Below are 1,853 nucleotides of genomic sequence, written 5' to 3' on the forward strand. Positions count from 1 at the left end.
ATAACTCATATAAAATTAGAAATATGGGTAATTTTGATCTTTTTCTGAGATAATTAAATTTTCAGTTAATAACCATTCAATGTGGAAACTAGGATCATTCCATCTTACTCCCCTTGCACATTCCGAATGATAAAATTCTGACATTTGATAAAATACTTCGGTATCATCTTCTAAGGTCTCAAAACCGTGAGCGAAACCTTCAGGAATATATAGCATTTTATAATTTTTTGCAGTTAATTCAACTCCAAACCACTGTTTAAAAGTAGAAGACTGTGGGCGAATATCAATAATGACATCATAAATTGCACCGTTAGTACATCTTACCAATTTAGCTTCTTCGTGAGGTTTAATTTGATAGTGCATACCTCGCAAAGTACCTTTTTTAGCATTAAAAGAAATATTACACTGTACTAGATTAGGATTTAGTCCATGATCTCGAAATTCTTTTTCACACCACGATCGAGCAAAAAAACCTCTATGATCTGATATATGTTCAATTTCAATTATATAAGACCCTTTTAAGGGCGTTTCAATAAATTTCATGCAATTATCTCCACTTCTGGAATCGGTACAACAAATTTTCCGCCCCAATCACGAATATAACTCAGTTGTTGGGTTATTTCTTTTTTCAAGTTCCAAGGCAACATCAAAACATAATCAGGTTTAGTTTCTTTAATTTTATCGGGGTGATAAATAGGAATATGAGTACCGGGGAGAAATTTACCTTGTTTATGGGGACTGCGATCGCAGGTATAATCAAGAAAGTCTGTTCTAATACCACAATAATTTAACAGTGTATTTCCCTTTGCCGGCGCCCCATAACCTACAATACTTTTACCTGCTTTCTTAATTTCAATCAAGAAACTAAGTAATTTTTGTTTAGTGCTAATAACTTTTTGACTAAAATCAAGATAAGTGCTAATTTCTTCTAAACCTGCCTCTTTTTCTTTTTGTTGTAGTGCCAAGAGGCGATTATTAATAGGTAATTTATCATTACTTTCATGTTTAGCATAAATGCGCAATGAACCGCCATGGGTGGGTAATTCCTCCACATCGAAAATGGTTAATTTATGGTGTGCAAAAATTTTGCTGACGGTGAGTAAAGATAAATAAGAAAAATGCTCATGATAAATGGTATCAAACTGATTTTGATTGATTAATTGCAGAAGATGAGGAAATTCCATGGTAATCACCCCATCAGGTTTTAAAATAATTTGCATTCCCCCCACAAAATCATTAATATCAGGAACATGAGCTAAAACATTATTTCCTAATAATAAATCAGCTTGTTTTCCTTTATTTTCTAATGCTTGAGCTGTTTGCACTCCAAAAAATTTAACAACAGTATCAATTCCTTTTTCTATAGCTACTTTAGCCACATTTCTAGCAGGTTCAACACCTAAAACTGGAATATTTCGAGTTTGAAAAAATTGCAGGAGATAACCGTCATTACTAGCAATTTCAATGACTTGACTAGATTGATTAAATTGAAATCGATCGATCATCAATTCTGTATATTTTCGAGCATGATTTAGCCAACTATCAGAATAGGAAGAAAAATAAGCATAATCACTGAATATAATATCAGGAGACTCAAATTCTTCTAACTGGACTAAAAAACAGTTATCACAAACATAGGCATGAAGAGGATAAAATTTTTCCGCTTTATTCAAATCAGAAGAAGCTAAATAAGAATTTGATAAAGGAGACATTCCTAAATCAACAAAAGTATGTTTTAAATCTGAATTGCAAAAACGACATTGAGACTGTGTCATAAAAGAGATTATAGATTTTTCTTTAAGTTATTGAATTACAATTTGATTAAGATTGATTTTCCTTCAACCATCGAGTAA

The 1,853-nt window shown here is 31.9% G+C and carries 2 protein-coding genes; both read right to left on the bottom strand.

The features are described 5' to 3' along the window. Nucleotides 1–15: 15 nt before the first annotated feature. The gene (rfbC, locus tag ACN4EE_RS23025) at nucleotides 16–543 is read right to left on the bottom strand and encodes a dTDP-4-dehydrorhamnose 3,5-epimerase (protein ID WP_431708845.1); all 528 of its coding nucleotides are present in this window, start codon (nucleotides 541–543) and stop codon (nucleotides 16–18) included. Beyond that, entirely contained in the window at nucleotides 540–1,775 is a 1,236-nt protein-coding gene (locus tag ACN4EE_RS23030; RefSeq protein ID WP_431708846.1) for a methyltransferase domain-containing protein, read from the bottom strand. The genes rfbC and ACN4EE_RS23030 overlap by 4 nt, the downstream gene beginning before the upstream one ends. Nucleotides 1,776–1,853 lie beyond the last annotated feature (78 nt).

The sequence above is a fragment of the Geminocystis sp. CENA526 genome (assembly GCF_050753365.1).
Taxonomy (GTDB): domain Bacteria; phylum Cyanobacteriota; class Cyanobacteriia; order Cyanobacteriales; family Cyanobacteriaceae; genus Geminocystis.

What these genes read in the sequence shown, in the direction of transcription:
- ACN4EE_RS23030 (WP_431708846.1), bottom strand. Translation starts at nt 1,775, where the DNA reads ATGACACAGTCTCAATGTCGTTTTTGCAATTCAGATTTAAAACATACT.
- rfbC (WP_431708845.1), bottom strand. Translation starts at nt 543, where the DNA reads ATGAAATTTATTGAAACGCCCTTAAAAGGGTCTTATATAATTGAAATT.